The sequence below is a fragment of the Rhizobium sp. CAU 1783 genome, assembly GCF_054551725.1.
The window spans coordinates 81,073-99,935 of record NZ_JBTOLM010000005.1 but is presented as its reverse complement, the minus strand read 5'-3'; the positions used below and the strand labels follow the sequence as shown (position 1 = coordinate 99,935).

The window sequence follows — 18,863 nt, the reverse complement described above, 5'->3', positions numbered from 1 at the left end:
TGCCCCCGTGACTGACTTTCAATGCACGCTTCTGACCGGCGCGGCCGGTGCCCTCGGAACGCAACTGCGCAAATCCGGAACGAAGCTCGGCAAGGCCGTTCGCCTTTCCGACCGCAAGCCCTGCGAAAACCTCGAAGCCCACGAAGAGGATTTCCCCCTCGACCTGTCCGATTTCGAAGCCGTGTCGAAGGCCGTGAAGGGCTGCGATGCGATCGTTCACATGGGCGGCCAGCCCCTCGAGGGACCTTGGGAGACGATCCTCAACTCCAACATCGTCGGCGGCTACAACATCTATGAAGCCGCCCGCCAGCACGGCGTGAAGCGTATTGTCTATGCAAGCTCCGTACATGCCATCGGCTACTATGAGCGCACCGAGACGATCGACGGCACGGTGCCGACACGCCCCGACAGCCTCTATGGCGTATCGAAGACCTTCGTCGAAAACCTCGCCCGCTACTACTTCGACAAGTTCGGCATCGAGACGGTGTGCATCCGCATCGGCTCGAGCTTTCCCGAGCCGACCGACCGGCGCCATCTGATCACCTGGCTCTCCTATGCCGATTGCCGCCAGCTGGTCGAGAAGTGCCTGTCCGCGCCCCGCGTCGGCTTCATGATCGCCTACGGCATGTCCAACAACAGCGAGGCCTTCTGGGACAACCGGACCGCCGCCGTGCTCGGCTACAAGCCGCAGGACAGCGCCGACGACTATCGCGAAAAGGTCTTCGCCGCGACGACGCAGGGCGATCCCAACGATCCGGCCGTGCGCTTCCAGGGCGGCAGCTTCTGCGCCGCCGGACATTTCGAAGACGAGAAGAAGTGAGGCAAACGGATGCAGGCTTCGAAGTCTTCCTATGATGTGGTGATCGTCGGCGGCGCCGTGGTTGGCTCCTCGACCGCCTACTTCCTCGCCACCAATCCGGATTTCAAGGGCTCGGTGCTCGTCATCGAGAAGGACTGGACCTACCAGCGCTCGGCGACTGCGCTGTCGTCCAGCTCGATCCGGCACCAGTTCTCCAACGCGATCAACGTGAAGATCTCGCAGTTCGGCACCGAGTTCATCCGCAATTTCAAGCAGAACGTCGCCGTCGACGACGACACAGCCGAGATCGGCTTTCACGAGTCGGGTTATCTCTTCCTCGCGAGCGACGAACGCGGCGAGCAGGTCCTGCGCCGCAACCATGAAACCCAGGTCGCCTGTGGCGCCGAGGTGACGCTGCTCGATCAGGAAGGGCTCGGTCGGCGCTTTCCCTGGCTCAATCTCGAAGGCCTGGTGCTCGGCAGCACGGGTGAGCGCGGCGAAGGCTGGTTCGACAGCGTCGGCCTGCTGCAGGGCTTTCGCAAGAAGGCGCGCTCCCTTGATGTCGAATACATCGAGGACGAGGTCGTCGCCGTCAACCGCGAGGGCGATCGCATCGTCTCCGTGACCACCCGGAGCGGCCAGACGATCGGCTGCGGCACGATGGTCAACACGTCCGGTACCAATGGCAAGAAGGTGGCGCGGATGGCCGGGCTCGACATTCCCGTCGAACCGCGGCGGCGCTCGCTTTTCGTCGTCGACTGCCGCACCCCTCTGCCCGGCAAGGTCGGCCTCACCATCGACCCGACCGGCGTGTTCTTCCGGCCCGAGGGCAAGTTCTACCTGATGGGCACCTATCCCAAGCACGACCCGGAAGTCGATCCGAAGGACTTCGACGTCATGCATGCCGAATTCGACGATGAGATCTGGCCGATCCTCGCCGAGCGCGTTCCGGCCTTCGAGGCCATCAAGGTGGTCAATTCCTGGGCCGGCCACTACGACTACTGCACGCTCGACCACAACGTCGTCCTCGGCCCCCATACGGAGGTGAAGAACTTCCTGTTCGCCAACGGCTTCAGCGGGCATGGCCTGCAGCAGTCGCCAGCTATGGGCCGCGGCCTCAGCGAACTCATCACCTACGGGAACTTCAGGACGCTCGACCTCTCGCCCTTCGGCTATCAGCGGGTCGTGGCGAACGAGCCATTCCTCGAAGACGCCGTCATCTGACACTCAAATCGGGGGATCCCCATGGAAGCGACCAGGACCACCCGCACCGGCGGGCAGGTGCTCATTGATGCACTCAAGATTCACGGCGTGGATCGCGTCTTCTGCGTGCCGGGTGAAAGCTACCTCGCCGCACTCGACGCGCTGCACGACGCAGCAGACGCGATCGACCTGGTCGTCTGCCGCCAGGAAGGCGGAGCGGCCTACATGGCCGAAGCGCACGGCAAACTGACCGGAAAGCCCGGCGTCTGCTTCGTGACGCGCGGTCCTGGCGCCACCAATGCCGCGGTCGGCGTGCACACCGCCTTCCAGGATTCCACGCCGATGCTGCTCTTCATCGGTCAGGTCGCCCGCGACCAGGTCGAACGCGAAGCCTTCCAGGAACTGGACTACCGCCGCGTCTTCGGCCAGATGGCCAAGTGGGTCGTCGAGATCGACGATGCCACACGCATCCCGGAGCTCGTCAGTCAGGCCTTCCATCGCGCGGTCAACGGCCGCCCCGGTCCGGTCGTCGTCGCCCTGCCCGAGGACATGCTGACCGATCTGGTAGAGGTCGCCGACACCCCCGCCTACAAGCGGGTCGAGGCCTATCCCGGCCCGGGCCAGCTGGACGATCTGGTGGCGCTTTTGAAGACGGCCATGCGACCGATGGTCGTTGCCGGCGGTGGCGGATGGACGTCACGGGCTGTCGCCGATCTCCGCGCCTTTTCAGAAGCCTTCGCGCTTCCGGTCGCCGCTTCCTTCCGCTGCCAGGACCTCTTCGACAACACGCATCCGAACTACGCCGGTGATCTCGGCCTCGCGGCGGGGCCGAAGCTGATCCAGCGCATGAAGGACTGCGACGTGCTGATCTCGATCGGCGCAAGGCTCGGCGAGATGACCACGGGCGCCTACACGCTGATCGACATCCCCGTGCCGAAGCAGACGCTGGTCCATGTGCATCCGGGTTCGGACGAACTCGGCCGCGTCTATCATGCGACCCTGCCGATCAACGCCGGCGTCGGCGCCTTCCTGTCGCTGGCCAGCCGACTGACGCCCGAAGCAGCACCCGCATGGAAGGATTGGACCGCCGCGACCCATGCCGACTACCTGGAAAATCTGAAACATCCGCAGACCCCCGGCGACGTGCAGATGGGCGACGTCATGGCCTGGCTTCGCGATCATCTGGCCGAGGATGCGATCCTCACCACCGGCGCCGGAAACTATTCCGCCTGGGCGCATCGTTTCTACCAGTATCGCAGCTTCCGCACCCAGCTTGGACCGACCAACGGCTCGATGGGCTATGGCGTCCCGGCGGCGATCGCCGCGAAGCTCGCCGACCGTAACCGCACCGTCGTCGCCTTCGCAGGCGACGGCTGCTTCCTGATGAACGGTCAGGAGCTTGCGACCGCCGTCCAGTATGGCGCCAACGTCATCTTCCTCGTGATCAACAACGGCATGTACGGCACGATCCGCATGCATCAGGAGCGCAGCTATCCCGGACGCGTCTCCGGAACGCAGCTGACCAATCCGGATTTCGCCGCCCTCGCCCGCTCGTACGGCCTGCACGGCGAGACCGTCGAGAAGACGGCCGACTTCGCCGATGCCTTCAAGCGGTGTGAAGCCTCCGGCAAGCCGTCGTTGATCGAGGTGAGGATCGACCCCGAGGCGCTGACGGTTAAGATGAGCCTCTCGCAGATCCGAGATCAGGCGATTGCCGCCGGCAAGTAGGCCAAAAAAAACGGAACGCCGCCCGGACAGCCGGGCGGCGGAGAATGCAGCGGTCGTGTCAACCGGACAGACTATTCCGCGACTTCCGCGCTCGCCGGCTCGTCGAGCATGGCACGGTAGCGGTTGAGGCTTTCCTCCAGATGGGCGGCAAGGGCGCTCTTGGCAGCCTTCGCATCCCCTTGAGTGATCGCCGCGAGGATTGCCGCATGCTCCTTGTTTATCTTCTTCAGGTAGCTCTGGTGGGTGCGCGCCGACTGGCGGTGCTTTAACACGAGGTCGAAGCTGATTTCGCCCATCACGGCTTCGAGAAAGCGTGGGAAATGCGGATTGCGCGTCGCCTTGGCGATCGCCAGGTGAAACTCGAAATCCGCCTGGGCCTCGACTTCGGCATCGTCGCTGTCGAGGTTTTCCAGATGGTCGTAGGCACGGGCGATCTCGGCCAGCGCCTCGGGCGTGCGGCGCGTGGCGGCGAGCGCGACGGACTGCATTTCGACACCCAGCCGCAACTCGAGGATCTGCATGGCTGAGCGGATGTCCTCGATCCGGCTGATTTCGAAATTGAGCGTCTTTGCATCCTTGTCGGTGACATAGACGCCCGCCCCCTGGCGGGTGATGACCCGTCCGGCCACCTTGAGCGAGGTCAAGGCTTCGCGGATTACCGTCCGGCTCACGCCGAACTCCTCGCAAAGCTGCGCGCTTGACGGTATTTTCTCGCCCGGCGGATAGAGACCGGAATCGATGCGGGAGGTCAGCTGCGCCACCACGATCTCGGCAAGGTTGCCGCGCTGCGTAATCACGGACACTGTCGGTCTCCCCTTCTCTTCCGGACGGCACCCGCCATCACATATCACATATCATGCCACAAGCGACAGGGAACGGGCACCGTCCGGTATCAGTGCGTTGAGAACCTGCAGCGGATGCCGCGGAGCCCGTCCCTCCATCAGCTTCACCTGGGATCGGCAGGAATAGCCCGTCGCCATGACGTCGTCGCCTCCCGCAGCGCCCTCGAGGGCGGGCTTCCAGCTTAGCGTATAGATCTCCTCCGAAAGCGCCCTGTTACGAACCTCGTGCCCGAACGTCCCCGCCATGCCGCAGCAGCCGACCTGCGCCTCGACGACCTCAACGCCCCATCCCCGGAACAGGGCGATCCACTGGCGCGCCGCAGCCGGAACCTGGCTGCGCTCGGTACAGTGGAGAAAGAGCCGAAAACGTCGCTCAACGGTATCGGCAATACGTGGCCGCAGGGTTGCAGAATGGGAGGATAGCCATTCCTGCGGAAGCAGCACGTCCGGCAGGGTCGTAATGCCGGCAAGCTGTTTGTACTCGCCGCGATAGGTGAGCGTCATCGATGGATCCAGACCGACCAGGGTCACACCCGGCGGACCGATCGCCGCCAGATAGGCCGCGTTGCGCGCCGCCTGTTCCTCGAACCGCCGCAGATAGCCGTGAACATGCAGCGCCTTGCCGTTGGGCCGCAGTTCGGACACGAAGACGATGAAGCCGAGCTTCCGGGCGAGATCGACCGCATCGAGCACCACCGCGCAGTCGAAATGACTGGTAAACACATCCTGCACGAAGACCACGGTCCGGCTTCTCTCGTTCGCGGAAAGGTCCGAGACAAGCTCGGGCGTCGCAAAGGCGACGCCGCGCCGCCGAAGCTCTCGCTTCAGGGACAGGCGCCCGAGCGTCGGCATCGCAGTGAGGCCGGCCCAACCCATGAGGCGACGGCCGATACCGCTCCCGACGAAGGCGTTGTAGGCGGGCCGCACGGAACGGAGCCAGGGCAACAGGTTTTCGATCGACGCGACCAGCGGATCCTTCACCGGGCGCAGATAGCGACCATGGTAGAGCTCGAGGAATTTCGCCCGGAAGGCCGGCACATCGACCTTGACCGGACATTGGCCCGCACAGGCCTTGCACGACAGGCAGGTGTCCATCGCCCTGCGCACCTCGTGGGAGAAATCGTCACGGTTCGCTGGGCTCAGCGAGTTCCATGCCCGCGCAAGAAATGCCGGCAACCCGTGCGTCCGGCGTGCCTGCTCCGCTTCCACCCGCGGATCGACGCCGGCAAGGGCAAGCAGCCTCAGCCACTCGCGCAGCAATGACGCCCGGCCCTTCGGCGAATGGCGGCGATCCCGGCTCCCCTTGTAGGACGGGCACATCAGCGATGTCTCGCTGAAATCGAAGCAGGCTCCGTTGCCGTTGCAATACGCGGCATTGTCGAAGGCGGCCCGGATCTCCGCGCCGATCGCGCGATCGAGGGCACCACGCAGCGGAACCGTATCGATCCGCTTCAACTCTCCCTCTTCCGGCAATGCGATCTTGCCCGGATTGAGCTGGTTGCGCGGATCGAAAGCCCGTTTGATCTCCTGCAGGCACGGATAGAGCGGACCGAACACCTCGGGCACGTATTCCGACCGCATGCCCTTGCCATGCTCTCCCCAGAGCACGCCGCCATGTTTCCGCGTCAGCGCCATGACGGCGTCGCTTACACGACGGACCAGGTGTTCGTGTTCGGGCCGGGTCAGGTCGAGCGCCGGCCGCACATGCAGCACGCCCGCGTCCACATGGCCGAACATGCCATAGGAAAGCCCTTCTGCATCGAGAAGCGCGCGGAACTCGCGGATATAGGCCGCCAGGTTTTCCGGCGGCACCGCCGTGTCTTCGACGAAGGGGACCGGCCGCGTCGGTCCCTCGACATTGCCGAGCAGGCCGACGGCACGCTTGCGCATCGTCCAGATCGCCTCGACCGCCTCAGGCATCCGGGCGACAGTATGCCCGCCACGACCGGCAAGCGGCAACGCCTCGAGCCCTGCAAGCACGGCGGCAAGCTTGCGCTCGATCTCGTCCGCACCTTCGCCGAGCACCTCGACGATGTTGATGCCGTTGGCGGAACCCCGCCCGTCCGCTGGGAAATAGGCAGCGATCTCCGGCCAGACATGATCGCCCCTGGCGAGGCCAAGCACCGTCTCGTCGACAGTCTCCACCGAAGCCACCTGCAACGCCGCCAGGTTGCGGGCATCCTCGAGCGCGGCATTGAAATCCGAGTAGCGGATGTTGATCAGCGCCGCGCAGGCAGGGATCGGCAACAGGTTGAGCTCGGCCTCGGCGATCATCGCCAGCGTGCCCTCCGAGCCGCAGAGCACGGCATTGACGTCGAGCCCGCCGTCCTCCGTCCGCAGATGTGCCAGATCATAGCCGGTGAGATAGCGGTTCAGCTTCGGGAAAATTCTCTCGATCGATGCGCGATTGTCCCGCTCGATGCGGTCGAGTGTCCGGCAGATCTCGCCGATACGGCCGGTTCGGGCCATTGTCGCATCGAGGGCCTTCGGATCGAGCCGCCGCGACCACCATTCGCAGCCGTCCGCCAGCACGACCCGCAGCCCGAGCACATGATTGCTGGTCTTGCCGTAGATGCAGGAGCCCTGCCCGCAGGCATCCGTGCTGACCATGCCGCCGATCGTCGCCCGGTTCGAGGTCGACAGTTCCGGCGCGAAGAACAACCCGTGCGGCGCGAGCGCCCGGTTCAGCTGGTCCTTCACGACACCGGCCTCGACACGGGCTATCCGGCGGACGGGGTCGATCTCGAGGATGCGGGTCATGTGGCGCGAACAGTCGACGACGAAACCTTCGGTCAGCGACTGGCCGTTGGTGCCGGTGCCGCCGCCGCGCATGGTCAGCACCACGCGAGCGAACTCAGCGCGCGAGGCGACCCGCGCAATCGTCCTTAGATCGTCGCCGTCGCGGGGAAAGAGAATGCCGACGGGTTTCACCTGATAGATGGAGTTGTCGGTGGAAAAGACCGTCCTTGCCGCCTGATCGAGCTCGATGTCGCCTCGAAATCCCTGCTCGGCCAGGCACTCGACGAAGTCGGGCCGCGGGAGATTTTCGTGGGATGGATGGGCGAGCCGGGGTATCATCGATGGGTCCGAAAAGAGATCGCGAGCTGCTTGAAAGTTGGCATATAAGTGATATCATACCATTCAAACAACGCAATCGGCACGGAGAATTAAGGTGAAAGACCAGACTTCGGTCATCGTCGGCGGCGCATCGGGACTGGGGCTTGCGACCGCCAAGCTCATGGTCGCTCATGGTGCTGCAAAGATCGGCCTCATCGACCGCAATGAGGCGCTTCTGGCCACCTCCGCGGCCGCACTTCGCGATCTCGGCGCCGAAGTGGCGACAGCCACCGCCGACATAGCCGTCGGCGAAAGCGCCCATCGCGGTTTTGAATCCATCGTCGAGCAGCTCGGTCGCGTGCATTCGCTGGTGAACAGCGCGGCAATCTATCCGCGCAAGCCGATACTCGAGATCACCGATGCCGACTGGGATCTCGAAAACGCCATCAACATCAAAGGCACCTATCACATGATGGTCGCGGCCGTCCTGCACATGCGCAAGCATGTCGAGGCGCCGCACGTCACCGGCCGCATCGTCAACGTCACCTCGGTGGACGCCTTCAAGGCCCATCCGCAGAACGCCCACTATGCGGCGACCAAGGCGGCCGTCGTCAGCCTGACCAAGTCCTTCGCGCAGGAATGCGCCAAGGACCAGATCCTGGTCAATTCGGTGGCGCCGGCAGGCTTTGCGACCGACCGCGCTAAGGAACTTGGCTTCCTGCCGGAACTGGCCAAGGCAAGCGCGCTTGGCCGCGCCGCCGAGCCGACCGAGATGGCCGAGTGGATTGTCATGATGGCGTCGAGCCGCAACACCTACGCGACCGGCGAGAACGTCGTGATCAGCGGGGGCTACATCTATGTCTGAGGCGCACGCTTATCGCACCGCCGTCGTCACCGGCGCGACCTCCGGCATCGGCCAGGCGACGGTGGTGAAGCTTCGCGAACTCGGGCTGACTGTCTATGCGGTCGGACGCAACGAAGCCGCGCTTCAGGGCCTCGCTGCAGACTGCGGCGCGGTTCCCGTCCGTGCCGACGTCCGTGACACGGCGGCGATCGTCGCGGGTCTCGCCGGTGTCGAGGTCGACATCCTCATCAACAATGCCGGGATCCTCTCGACCCGGGCGACCTTCCACGAGATCGACCCGGCCGAGATCGACGCGATGATCGACATCAACCTGAAGGCGCCGATGCACCTGACCCGCGCCTTCCTGCCCGGTATGGTGAGCCGCAAGCGCGGCCACCTGATCTATATCGGATCGAGCGGCGGGCAGGCACCCTATCCGTCGATGGCGGCTTATGGCCCGTCCAAGGCCGGCCTCAGCCTCTTCTGCGATAACCTCCGTTGCGACCTGCTCGGAACCTCGGTTCGCGTCAGCGAGATCGTCCCGGGCCGGGTGCAGACCGAGCTCTACCGCACCGCGATCGCCGACAACCAGGCCCAGGCTTTGCTCTATGACGGCTATCGCCCGATCCAGCCGTCGCATATCGCCACGATCATCGCCAACGTGATCGAACTGCCGACCTTCGTCGACGTCGCGCGCGTCGAAGTCTTCCCGACCGATCAGGCGACCGGTGGCGGCTCGATGGTCAAGCACGAAGGCTGAGCCGGACAGTTCCGCCGCCCTTTCGGGGGTCAGTCGGAACCCGCCCCCGTACCTGAAAACTTCAGGCGGCGACGGGTTTCCGACGGGCTTTCGCGAAAATGCGCCCGGTAGCTTCGGGCAAAGGCCGAGGCCGAGTTGAAGCCGGTGGCGGCCGCGACGTCGGCGAAGGCCAGCCGCGTCTCGATCACCTTGCGGCGTGCCGCATTAAGCCTGAGCGCCAGATAATGCACATGCGGCGGAACGCCGATCGCGGCCGTGAACAGGGACTGCAGCCGCCGCTCGCTGACCCCGACGCGCCGTGCCAGCCTGACGAGAGGCAAGGGCTGCTCGATATACTCCTCCATCACCCGCATCGCCTGGCTGACGCGAGGATCGGCAAGACGGATGCTGCCGGTCGACGGCATCGCGGTCGCCTCGCCGCTGACACCTCCCTGCTCGTAGATGAACTGGCGCGAAACCTCGAGCGCGAGCGAATATCCATGCCGGCGGCGGATCAGTTCGAGCATCAGGTCGAGCGTCGGCAGCGAGCCGCCCGTCGTGATCCGCTTGCCGTCGATCACGAACCGCTCTCGAACCGTGCGGACCTGCGGATAGGCGGCGGCAAACTCCTCGTAGTCCTCCCAATGGGTCGTGGCGCTGAAATTGTCGAGGAGTGCGGTGTCGGCAAGCAGCCATGAACCCGATTCGATGCCCGCCATCATGGTCCGGTGACGGGCGGCCCTGGCGATCTGCATCTTCAGCCCGGACGTTGCATGGCGCCGCCAGTTGTGGCTGGACAGCACAAAAAGGGGCGCACTGTCTGCGTCCGGCCGGAACGCCCCTTCGACCGGAATCGGGATCTGGCTCTTAGTCTCGATCGGCTGGCCGTCGGGGCTGAAGATGCGCCAGCGATAGAGCTCCAGCCCACTCACCCGGTTGGCGACGCGCAGCGGCTCGATGACGGAGGCGACCAGGATCAGATTGGTCTCCGGCACGACCAGGAGATCGAGCAGGGTCGATGCCGGGCTTTGGTCGCTCATGCGCATTGATCTCCATCAATTTCCGGTAATGTACAAAAGATATCCGATAATGCAAAGCATCGTCAAAAATTCTGCCCCGTAATAGCGCTAACAAACGAGGGAGAACTGATCGTGCCTTTAGCCATGAACCGCGATGTTTTCATCACCTGCGCCGTCACCGGGGCGGGCGACACGACCTCCAAGTCGCAACATGTGCCCATCACTCCGAAGCAGATCGCCGAGTCGGCCATCGATGCGGCCAAGGCCGGCGCGGCCATCGTCCACTGCCACGTGCGCGATCCGGAAACCGGCGCTGCAAGCCGCCGCAACGCACTCTACAAGGAAGTGACCGACCGCATCCGCTCGGCCGATGTCGATGTGGTGCTGAACCTCACCGCCGGCATGGGTGGCGATCTGGTGTTCGGCAATGTCGAGGCCCCCTTCCCGGTCAATCCGAACGGTACCGACATGGCCGGCGCGACCGAGCGCGTCTCCCACGTCGCCGAATGCCTGCCGGAGATCTGCACGCTCGACTGCGGCACGATGAACTTCTCGCTCGGCGACTACGTGATGACCAATACCCCGTCCATGCTGCGCACCATGGCCAAGATGATGACCGATCTCGGCGTGCGCCCCGAAATCGAGGCCTTCGACACCGGCCATCTCTGGTTCGCTAAGCAGCTCGTCGAAGAAGGCCTGATCGAGGATCCGGTGCTGATCCAGCTCTGCATGGGCATCCCGTGGGGCGCGCCCGACGACCTCAACACCTTCATGGCCATGGTCAACAACGTGCCGTCGAACTGGACCTTCTCCGCCTTCTCGATCGGCCGCAATGCGCTCGCCTATCCCGCGGCCGCCGTGCTCGCCGGCGGCAATGTCCGCGTCGGCCTCGAGGACAACCTCTACATCGGCAAGGGCCAGCTTGCCACCAATGCCCAACTCGTCGAAAAAGCCGTCGGGGTCATCGAGGGCATGGGCGCCCGGATCATCGGGCCGGCCGAAGTGCGCGAGAGACTCAAGCTGGTGAAGCGCTGACGCATTCGCAATGAGCACGGTCTTCCCGCCCGTCCGGGATGGGAAGACCGGCGACTGGATTTTTTGAGGCGGAATTAAAAATGAGCAAAATCAACAAGGCAGCCTGTATCGGTGGCGGAGTTATCGGCGGAGCATGGGCAGCCCGCTTCCTGCTGTCCGGCATAGACGTAAACATGTTCGACCCGCACCCTGAAGCCGAGCGCATCGTCGGCGAGGTCATCGCCAACGCGGAGCGGGCCTATGCCATGCTGACCATGGCGCCGCTGCCGCCGCGCGGTAACCTCACCTTCATCAACAGCATCGAGGAAGCGGTAAAGGGCGCCGACTGGATTCAGGAAAGCGTCCCCGAGCGCATCGACCTCAAGCGTGGTGTCATCACCCAGATCGATGCCGCCGCCGATCCCAAGGCGCTGATCGGCTCGTCGACGTCGGGCATCCTGCCGACCGAGCTGCAGCGCGACATGAAGCATCCCGAGCGGATGTTCGTCGCCCACCCCTACAATCCTGTTTACCTCCTGCCGCTCGCCGAACTGGTCGGCGGAGAAAAGACCTCGCCCGCAGTCCTTGAGGATGCGAAGGCGAAGCTCGCCACCATCGGCATGAAGGGCGTCATCCTGAAGAAGGAAATCGAGGCCTTCGTCGGCGACCGCTTGCTCGAAGCCGTCTGGCGCGAAGGTCTTTGGCTGATCAAGGACGACATCTGCGACACCGAGACGCTCGATGACGTGATCCGCTATTCGTTCGGGATGCGCTGGGCGCAGATGGGCATGTTCGAGACCTATCGTATCGCCGGCGGCGAGGCGGGCATGCGCCACTTCATCGCCCAGTTCGGTCCCTGCCTCTCCTGGCCCTGGACCAAACTGACCGATGTCGTCGACCTCGATGACGAGCTGACCGACAAGATCGCCAACCAGTCCGACGCCCAGTCCGGCGCATACGGCATCCGCGAACTGGAACGCATCCGCGACGAGAATCTCGTCGGCATCATGCATGCCCTTAAGGGCGCCAACGGCGGCAAGGGCTGGGGTTCGGGCAAGCTGCTGGCCGAGTTCGAGGCGCACCTGTGGGAGAACGCGCCGAAGCCGGAAGCCGGGATCGGCGCCGAGCCGATCCGCTTGCTTGACACCAAGGTCAATCCGTCCTGGGTGGACTACAATGGTCATATGACCGAGTTCCGCTACAACCAGTGCTTCGCCGACTCGGCCGACGCGCTGCTGCGCCTGATCGGCGTGGACATGGACTATGTCGCCGCCGGCCACAGCTACTACACCGTCGAGGCCCACAACCAATGGATCGACGAAGCCAAGCTCGGCGACGCGCTTTATGTGAAGGCGCAGATCCTGCCCTGCGACGGCAAGAAGCTCCACACCTTCATGTGGCTGCACCGCGCCTCCGACAACGCCGTTTTGGCAAGCTGCGAGCACCTGATGCTTCACGTCGCCTCGAAGGAAGGCAAGGTCATACCGCCACTGCCGGCGGTCAAGGACAGGCTGCAGCCTTTGGTCGACGCCCATGCCGGTCTGCCGCTGCCGGCCAATGCCGGGCGCGTGGTCGGACAGAAGAAATAAGGACGTAACGTTATGCATTTCGGACTGACCGACGAACAGGACATGATCGTCAACACGGTGCGGAGCTTCGTGGAAACGGAGCTTTATCCGCTCGAGGGCGAGGTCGAGAAGCAGGGTTTCGTGCCCCCGGAAATGGGCCAGGAAATTGCCCGCAAGGTCAAGGAACTCGGCTTCTTCGGCTGCAACATGCCGGAAGACGTCGGCGGCGCCGGCCTTGACCATCTGACCTTCACCCTGGTCGAGCGCGAACTCGGCCGTGCCTCGATGGCCCTCACCGTCTTCTTCGGCCGCCCCTCCGGCATCCTGATGGGCTGCAACGACGACCAGCGTGAGCGATACCTGATCCCGGCCACCAAGGGCGAGAAATTCGATGCGCTCGCCATGACGGAGCCGGGCGCAGGCTCCGACGTCCGCGGCATGAAATGCTTCGCAAAGAAGGATGGCGACGACTGGGTGGTCAACGGCACCAAGCACTTCATCAGCCATGCCAACATCGCCGACTTCGTCATCGTCTTCATCGCCACCGGCGAAGAGCAGACGCCTCGCGGGCCGAAGAAGCTGATCACCTGCTTCCTCGTCGACCGCGGCACGCCCGGCTTCGAGATCCGCGAAGGCTACAATTCGGTTTCCCATCGCGGCTACCAGAACTGCATCCTGAACTTCGACGACTGCCGCCTCCCCTCGGCCCAGATCCTCGGCGAAGTGCACAAGGGCTTCGACCTCGCCAACGACTGGCTCTACGGCACCCGCCTGACAGTCGCCGCCAACTGTGTTGGGCGCGCCCGCCGGGTCTTCGACTACTGCGTTCCTTACGCCGCCGAGCGCCACCAGTTCGGCAAACCCATCGGCGCCAACCAGGGCGTTTCCTTCAAGCTGGCCGACATGATCACCGAAATCGACGCAGCCGACTACCTGACGCTTGCCGGCGCCTGGCGGCTCGACCAGAAGCTCCCGGCAAACCGCGAGATCGCGTCGGCCAAGCTCTACGCCTCCGAAATGCTGGCCCGCGTCACCGATCAGGCGATCCAGATCTATGGCGGCATGGGGCTGATGGACGACCTGCCGCTCGCCCGCTTCTGGCGCGACGCCCGCGTCGAGCGGATCTGGGACGGCACATCCGAAATCCAGCGCCACATCATCAGCCGCGACCTGTTGCGGCCATTTGGAGCCTGACGAAGATGCGCGGTACCGCCCCCGGCCTGAGCTTGCTCAAGAAGATCGCCCAGCTGGCGAGCGGCGGCGGTACCGACACGACCTTCCTCAACATTTCTGGTGAAGGTCCGCACACGACACCGAAGACGGCTCCGGACCCCGGGGCCGCCTCGCTCTTCAAGGCTCTCGAGCCTGGCGTATTCCTCAGCAGCAGGTGGCTTGGATGAAAACACTCTCCCCGAACGCGCTTTCCCGACTGATACGTCCGGGTTCGATCGCCGTCTTCGGCGGCAAGGAAGCGGGGCGCGTCATCGAACAGTGCCGCAAGATGGGCTACCGGGGAGAAATCTGGCCCGTTCATCCGACCAGGGACGAGGTGCACGGTTATCGCTGCTATCGTTCGGTCGCCGACCTTCCGGCGGCGCCCGACGCCGCTTTCGTCGGCGTCAACCGGCTGGCCACCATCGACATCATGCGCGACCTGTCTGAGCGTGGCGCCGGCGGCGCGGTCTGCTATGCCTCGGGCTTCTCCGAAGCCGTCGTGGAATTGCCGGACGGCCATGAGCTGCAGGCGAAACTGGTCGAGGCGGCCGGCGACATGGCCGTGCTCGGCCCCAACTGCTACGGCTTCATCAACATGCTCGACGGTGCGCTGCTCTGGCCGGACCAGCACGGCATGATCCGCACCGACAGAGGCGTCGCCATCCTGACGCAATCCTCCAACATCGCCTGCAACATCTCGATGCAAGCGCGCGGCTTGCCGCTTGCCTATCTGATGACCGCCGGCAACCAGGCCCAGACGGGCCTGTCGGCGCTTGCCGTCGCGGCGCTCGAGGATCCGCGCGTTACTGCGGTTGGCCTGCATATCGAGGGCTTCGACGATCTCGACATGCTGGAGCATCTGGCATCCCGAGCGCGGGAACTCGGAAAGCCGGTCATCGGCCTCAAGGTCGGCAAATCCGAAGCCGCCCAGCGCGCGACCGTGTCGCACACGGCCTCACTGGCCGGCAATGACAAGGTCTCGTCGGCAGTCTTGAAGCGCCTGGGCATCGGGCGTGTTGATACCCTGCCGGAACTCCTCGAAACACTGAAGCTCCTGCATGTCTGCGGGCCGCTTGCCTCCAACACGGTCTCCTCGATGAGCTGTTCGGGCGGCGAGGCCTCGCTGGTCGCCGATGCCGGCGTCGGTCGCAACGTGGAATTCCGCGACCTGAAGCCCGAGCAGCTGCCGGTCCTGCGCGAGGTGCTCGGCCAGATGGTGACCCTCTCCAACCCGCTCGACTACCACACCTTCGTCTGGGGCAATCGCGAGAAACAGACGACCGCCTTCGCGACGATGATGAAGGGTGACTACGCCCTCAATCTCGTGGTCCTCGACTTTCCGAGAACCGATCGTTGCGACCCGGCCGACTGGATGACCACGGTCCATGCCATCATCGATGCGCGCAACGCGACCGGCGCCAATGCCGGCGTCGTGGCCTCGATGGGCGAGAACATGCCGGAAGAGATTGCGACTGCACTCGTCAATGCCGGCGTCGTGCCGTTCTGCGGGATCGATGAGGCGCTGGCCGCGGTGGAAATCGCCAACGGCATCCACGAGACCTGGTCCCGGCCGGCACCCGCCCGGCGCCTTGATGCAACCGTGGCCGGCACCGACCTTGTCACCCTTTTCGAAGATCGCGCCAAGCCGGAACTGGCCCGCTTCGGCGTCACGGTCCCCGAAGGTATCGTGGCGGCGGACGCAGGCGAAGCGGTGAAGGCCGCCGACCGGCTCGGCTATCCTGTCGTTCTCAAGGGCCTCGGAATCGCCCACAAGACGGAGGCGGGCGCCGTCCGCCTCAACCTGCAGAACGCGGCCGATGTCAGCGCCGCGGCGACCGCCATGGCCCCGATCGCCGCGGGCTTTCTGGTTGAGAAGATGGTGCTGAAAAAGCCCGTCGCCGAGGTGATCGTCGGCGTCATGCGCGACCCTGTTGCAGGCCTTGTCCTGACGATCGGCGCCGGCGGAATTCTCGTCGAACTGCTCGATGACGGCGCGGTACTGCCGCTGCCGGTGAGCACCGACGAAATCCGGACGGCACTCGCCAACCTGAAGATTTCAAAATTGATGGCCGGCTACCGAGGTGCGCCGCCCGGCGATGTGGAAGCCCTGATCGACATGGTCGCAGCCGTATCACAATATGTCGCAGCCAATGCGTCGAAGGTGGAAGAACTCGACCTTAATCCGGTGATGGTGTTTCCGGAAGGTTCCGGTGTCATCGCCGTAGACGCCCTCATCCGGACAAGGAGTTGACGCGTGACCGACCCGATCCGAACCCGCCGCGAAAACGGCATCCTCGAGGTCACGATCGACCGCCCCAAGGCCAATGCGATCGATCTGGTAACAAGCCGGATCATGGGCGAGATATTCCGGGATTTCCGCGATGACGAAAACCTGCGCGTGGCCATCATCACCGGCGCCGGCGAAAAGTTCTTCTGCCCGGGCTGGGACCTGAAGGCGGCGGCGGCCGGCGATGCGGTCGACGGCGACTATGGCGTCGGCGGCTTCGGCGGCATGCAGGAACTGCGTGACCTCAACAAGCCGATCATCGCAGCCGTCAACGGCATCTGCTGCGGCGGCGGCCTCGAGATCGCTCTGTCGACCGACCTCATCCTCGCGGCGGAACACGCAACCTTCGCCCTGCCGGAGATCCGTTCCGGCACGGTGGCCGATGCCGCGTCGATCAAGCTGCCGAAGCGCATCCCCTACCATATCGCGATGGACATGCTGCTCACCGGCCGCTGGCTCGATGTCGTCGAGGCGCACCGCTGGGGCTTCGTCAACGAGATCCTGCCGGCCGACAGGCTCATGGAACGCGCCTGGGAACTCGCCCGCCTGCTCGAAAGCGGCCCGCCGCTCGTCTACGCGGCGATCAAGGAGATCGTCCGCGATGCAGAAGGCAAGGATTTCCCGACCACGATGAACAAGATCACCAAGCGGCAATACCGCACGGTCGATATCCTCTATTCGAGCGAGGATCAGCTCGAAGGCGCGCGCGCCTTCGCCGAAAAGCGCGATCCGGTGTGGAAGGGAAAATAGGACAAGGGAGCAAGGCTGAGGCGATCGGCCTGATGAACGACATCGAAACGATCACCAGCGCCACGGGAACAACAACAAAGACCCGGGCGTGTCACGTCAACCAGAGAAGGAACAGGCAATGAACGATTACACGAAGTACCTTGCAGGTCGTGCGACGTCCGGCGGAATGAACCGTCGCGAGTTCATGGGACGGGCCATGGCGGCCGGCCTGACACTCACGGCAGCCAGCAGCCTCTTCGCTGCCAGCGCCTCCGCCGAAGAGCCGAAGCGCGGCGGACATCTGAAGCTCGGCCTGGAAGGTGGCTCGGCCACCGACAGCAAGGACCCGGCGAAATTCCTCTCGCAGTTCATGTTCTGCGTCGGCCGTTGCTGGGGCGACATGCTGGTCGAAAGCGACCCGCTGACGGGTGCGGCCGTGCCGGCACTCGCCGAAAGCTGGGCACCGTCCGCCGACGCGGCCACCTGGACCTTCAAGATCCGCAAGGGCGTCCAGTTCCATGACGGCAAGACCCTCACCGTCGACGACGTGATCGCCACCCTGAAGCGCCACACCGACGAGAAGTCGGAGTCCGGCGCTCTCGGCGTCATGAAGTCGATCAAGGAAATCAAGAAGGACGGCGACGACCTCGTCCTCGTGTTGACCGAGGGCAATGCCGACCTGCCGCTGCTGCTGACCGACTACCACCTCGTCATCCAGCCGAACGGCGGCAATGACGATCCGCTCGCCTCGATCGGTACCGGCCCCTACAAGCTGACCAGCTTCGAAGCCGGCGTCCGCGCCACCCTCGAAAAGAACCCGAACGACTGGCGCACCGACCGCGGCTATGTCGATTCGATCGAGATCATCGGCATGAACGACGCCACCGCCCGCATCGCGGCTCTGTCGTCGGGCCAGGTCCACTTCATCAACCGCGTCGACCCGAAGACCGTGTCGCTGCTGAAGCGCGCACCGACGGTGGAGATCCTCAACACCTCCGGCCGCGGCCACTACGTCTTCATCATGCATTGCAACACCGCACCGTTCGACAACAACGACCTGCGGCTTGCATTGAAGTATGCCATGGATCGCGAGACCATGGTCGAGAAGATCCTCGGCGGCTACGGCAAGGTCGGCAACGACTTCCCGATCAACAACACCTATGCCCTCTTCCCGGAAGGCATCGAACAGCGCGCCTACGACCCGGACAAGGCATCCTTCCACTTCAAGAAGTCCGGCCATTCCGGTCCGGTCCTCCTGCGCACCTCGGATGTCGCCTTCCCGGGCGCCGTTGACGCGGCCGTCCTCTACCAGGAAAGCGCCAAGAAGGCCGGCATCGAGATCGAGGTGAAGCGCGAACCCGGCGACGGCTACTGGTCGAACGTCTGGAACGTGCAGCCCTTCTCCACTTCCTACTGGGGTGGTCGCCCGACCCAGGACCAGATGTATTCGACGGCCTATCTCTCGACCGCCGACTGGAACGACACCCGCTTCCTCCGTCCGGATTTCGACAAGCTGCTCCTGCAGGCCCGCTCGGAACTCGACGAGACGAAGCGCAAGGACATGTATCGCGAAATGGCGATGATGGTCCGCGACGAGGGCGGCCTGATCCTGCCGATGTTCAACGATTTCGTGAATGCCGCGACGAAGAACGTCAAGGGCTACGTCCACGACATCGGCAACGACATGTCGAACGGCTACGTCGCGACCCGCGTCTGGCTCGACGGCTGATAGCAGGAAAGCGAGCGGCCGCCTCACGCGGCCGTTCCGGTCAATCAACCCGCGGAGTAAGCTCCGCGGGTCATTCCCGCATTTCTGGAC

General features: G+C 64.3%; 15 protein-coding genes. 12 read left to right on the top strand and 3 right to left on the bottom strand.

The window, feature by feature from the left end; genetic code table 11:
• Nucleotides 1-7: 7 nt before the first annotated feature.
• Genes ACX93L_RS19300 through ACX93L_RS19290 form a run of 3 tightly spaced genes read left to right on the top strand, consistent with a single transcriptional unit; the run spans nucleotide 8 to nucleotide 3,730 of the window.
• Nucleotides 8-820 (top strand): NAD-dependent epimerase/dehydratase family protein, encoded by an 813-nt coding sequence (locus ACX93L_RS19300; RefSeq protein WP_459406338.1) that lies wholly within the window; start codon nucleotides 8-10, stop codon nucleotides 818-820.
• Nucleotides 821-829: 9 nt separating this feature from the next.
• Nucleotides 830-2,023, top strand: a complete 1,194-nt coding sequence (locus tag ACX93L_RS19295; protein WP_459406337.1) for an NAD(P)/FAD-dependent oxidoreductase — start codon at nucleotides 830-832, stop codon at nucleotides 2,021-2,023.
• 21 nt (nucleotides 2,024-2,044) lie between these two features.
• Complete coding sequence (locus tag ACX93L_RS19290) at nucleotides 2,045-3,730, top strand: thiamine pyrophosphate-binding protein (protein ID WP_459406336.1); 1,686 nt, start codon at nucleotides 2,045-2,047, stop codon at nucleotides 3,728-3,730.
• A gap of 71 nt (nucleotides 3,731-3,801) precedes the next feature.
• On the opposite strand, the gene ACX93L_RS19285 is transcribed toward ACX93L_RS19290, so the two are convergent.
• Nucleotides 3,802-4,533 (bottom strand): FadR/GntR family transcriptional regulator, encoded by a 732-nt coding sequence (locus ACX93L_RS19285; RefSeq protein ID WP_459406335.1) that lies wholly within the window; start codon nucleotides 4,531-4,533, stop codon nucleotides 3,802-3,804.
• A 51-nt stretch (nucleotides 4,534-4,584) separates the two neighbouring features.
• Entirely contained in the window at nucleotides 4,585-7,650 is a 3,066-nt protein-coding gene (ydiJ, locus tag ACX93L_RS19280; protein WP_459406334.1) for a D-2-hydroxyglutarate dehydrogenase YdiJ, read from the bottom strand.
• A gap of 94 nt (nucleotides 7,651-7,744) precedes the next feature.
• On the opposite strand from ydiJ, the gene ACX93L_RS19275 reads away from it, so the two are divergent.
• A complete protein-coding gene (locus tag ACX93L_RS19275) occupies nucleotides 7,745-8,494 on the top strand; it encodes an SDR family NAD(P)-dependent oxidoreductase (RefSeq protein ID WP_459406333.1) in 750 nt (249 codons plus the stop codon).
• Nucleotides 8,487-9,233 (top strand): SDR family oxidoreductase, encoded by a 747-nt coding sequence (locus tag ACX93L_RS19270; protein ID WP_459406332.1) that lies wholly within the window; start codon nucleotides 8,487-8,489, stop codon nucleotides 9,231-9,233. Before ACX93L_RS19275 ends, ACX93L_RS19270 begins: the two co-directional genes overlap by 8 nt.
• A gap of 29 nt (nucleotides 9,234-9,262) precedes the next feature.
• Here the strand turns inward: ACX93L_RS19270 and ACX93L_RS19265 are convergent, their stop codons facing one another.
• Nucleotides 9,263-10,252: a GlxA family transcriptional regulator gene (locus ACX93L_RS19265; protein WP_459406331.1), complete on the bottom strand. Its 990-nt coding sequence runs from the start codon at nucleotides 10,250-10,252 to the stop codon at nucleotides 9,263-9,265.
• Nucleotides 10,253-10,363: 111 nt separating this feature from the next.
• Here ACX93L_RS19265 and ACX93L_RS19260 point away from each other — a divergent pair, with 111 nt between their 5' ends.
• The 7 genes from ACX93L_RS19260 (at nucleotide 10,364) to ACX93L_RS19230 (ending at nucleotide 18,773) form a co-directional block, all read left to right on the top strand.
• A complete protein-coding gene (locus ACX93L_RS19260; protein ID WP_459406330.1) occupies nucleotides 10,364-11,266 on the top strand; it encodes a beta-keto acid cleavage family enzyme in 903 nt (300 codons plus the stop codon).
• An 80-nt stretch (nucleotides 11,267-11,346) separates the two neighbouring features.
• Complete coding sequence (locus ACX93L_RS19255; RefSeq protein ID WP_459406329.1) at nucleotides 11,347-12,834, top strand: carnitine 3-dehydrogenase; 1,488 nt, start codon at nucleotides 11,347-11,349, stop codon at nucleotides 12,832-12,834.
• A gap of 12 nt (nucleotides 12,835-12,846) precedes the next feature.
• Nucleotides 12,847-14,007, top strand: a complete 1,161-nt coding sequence (locus ACX93L_RS19250) for an acyl-CoA dehydrogenase family protein (protein ID WP_459406328.1) — start codon at nucleotides 12,847-12,849, stop codon at nucleotides 14,005-14,007.
• Between the two features lie 5 nt (nucleotides 14,008-14,012).
• The gene (locus ACX93L_RS19245) at nucleotides 14,013-14,213 is read left to right on the top strand and encodes a hypothetical protein (RefSeq protein WP_459406327.1); all 201 of its coding nucleotides are present in this window, start codon (nucleotides 14,013-14,015) and stop codon (nucleotides 14,211-14,213) included.
• The gene (locus tag ACX93L_RS19240; protein ID WP_459406326.1) at nucleotides 14,210-16,279 is read left to right on the top strand and encodes an acetate--CoA ligase family protein; all 2,070 of its coding nucleotides are present in this window, start codon (nucleotides 14,210-14,212) and stop codon (nucleotides 16,277-16,279) included. Before ACX93L_RS19245 ends, ACX93L_RS19240 begins: the two co-directional genes overlap by 4 nt.
• Before the next feature lie 3 nt (nucleotides 16,280-16,282).
• A complete protein-coding gene (locus ACX93L_RS19235; protein ID WP_459406325.1) occupies nucleotides 16,283-17,065 on the top strand; it encodes a carnitinyl-CoA dehydratase in 783 nt (260 codons plus the stop codon).
• A gap of 118 nt (nucleotides 17,066-17,183) precedes the next feature.
• A complete protein-coding gene (locus ACX93L_RS19230; RefSeq protein WP_459406324.1) occupies nucleotides 17,184-18,773 on the top strand; it encodes an ABC transporter substrate-binding protein in 1,590 nt (529 codons plus the stop codon).
• Nucleotides 18,774-18,863: the final 90 nt, after the last annotated feature.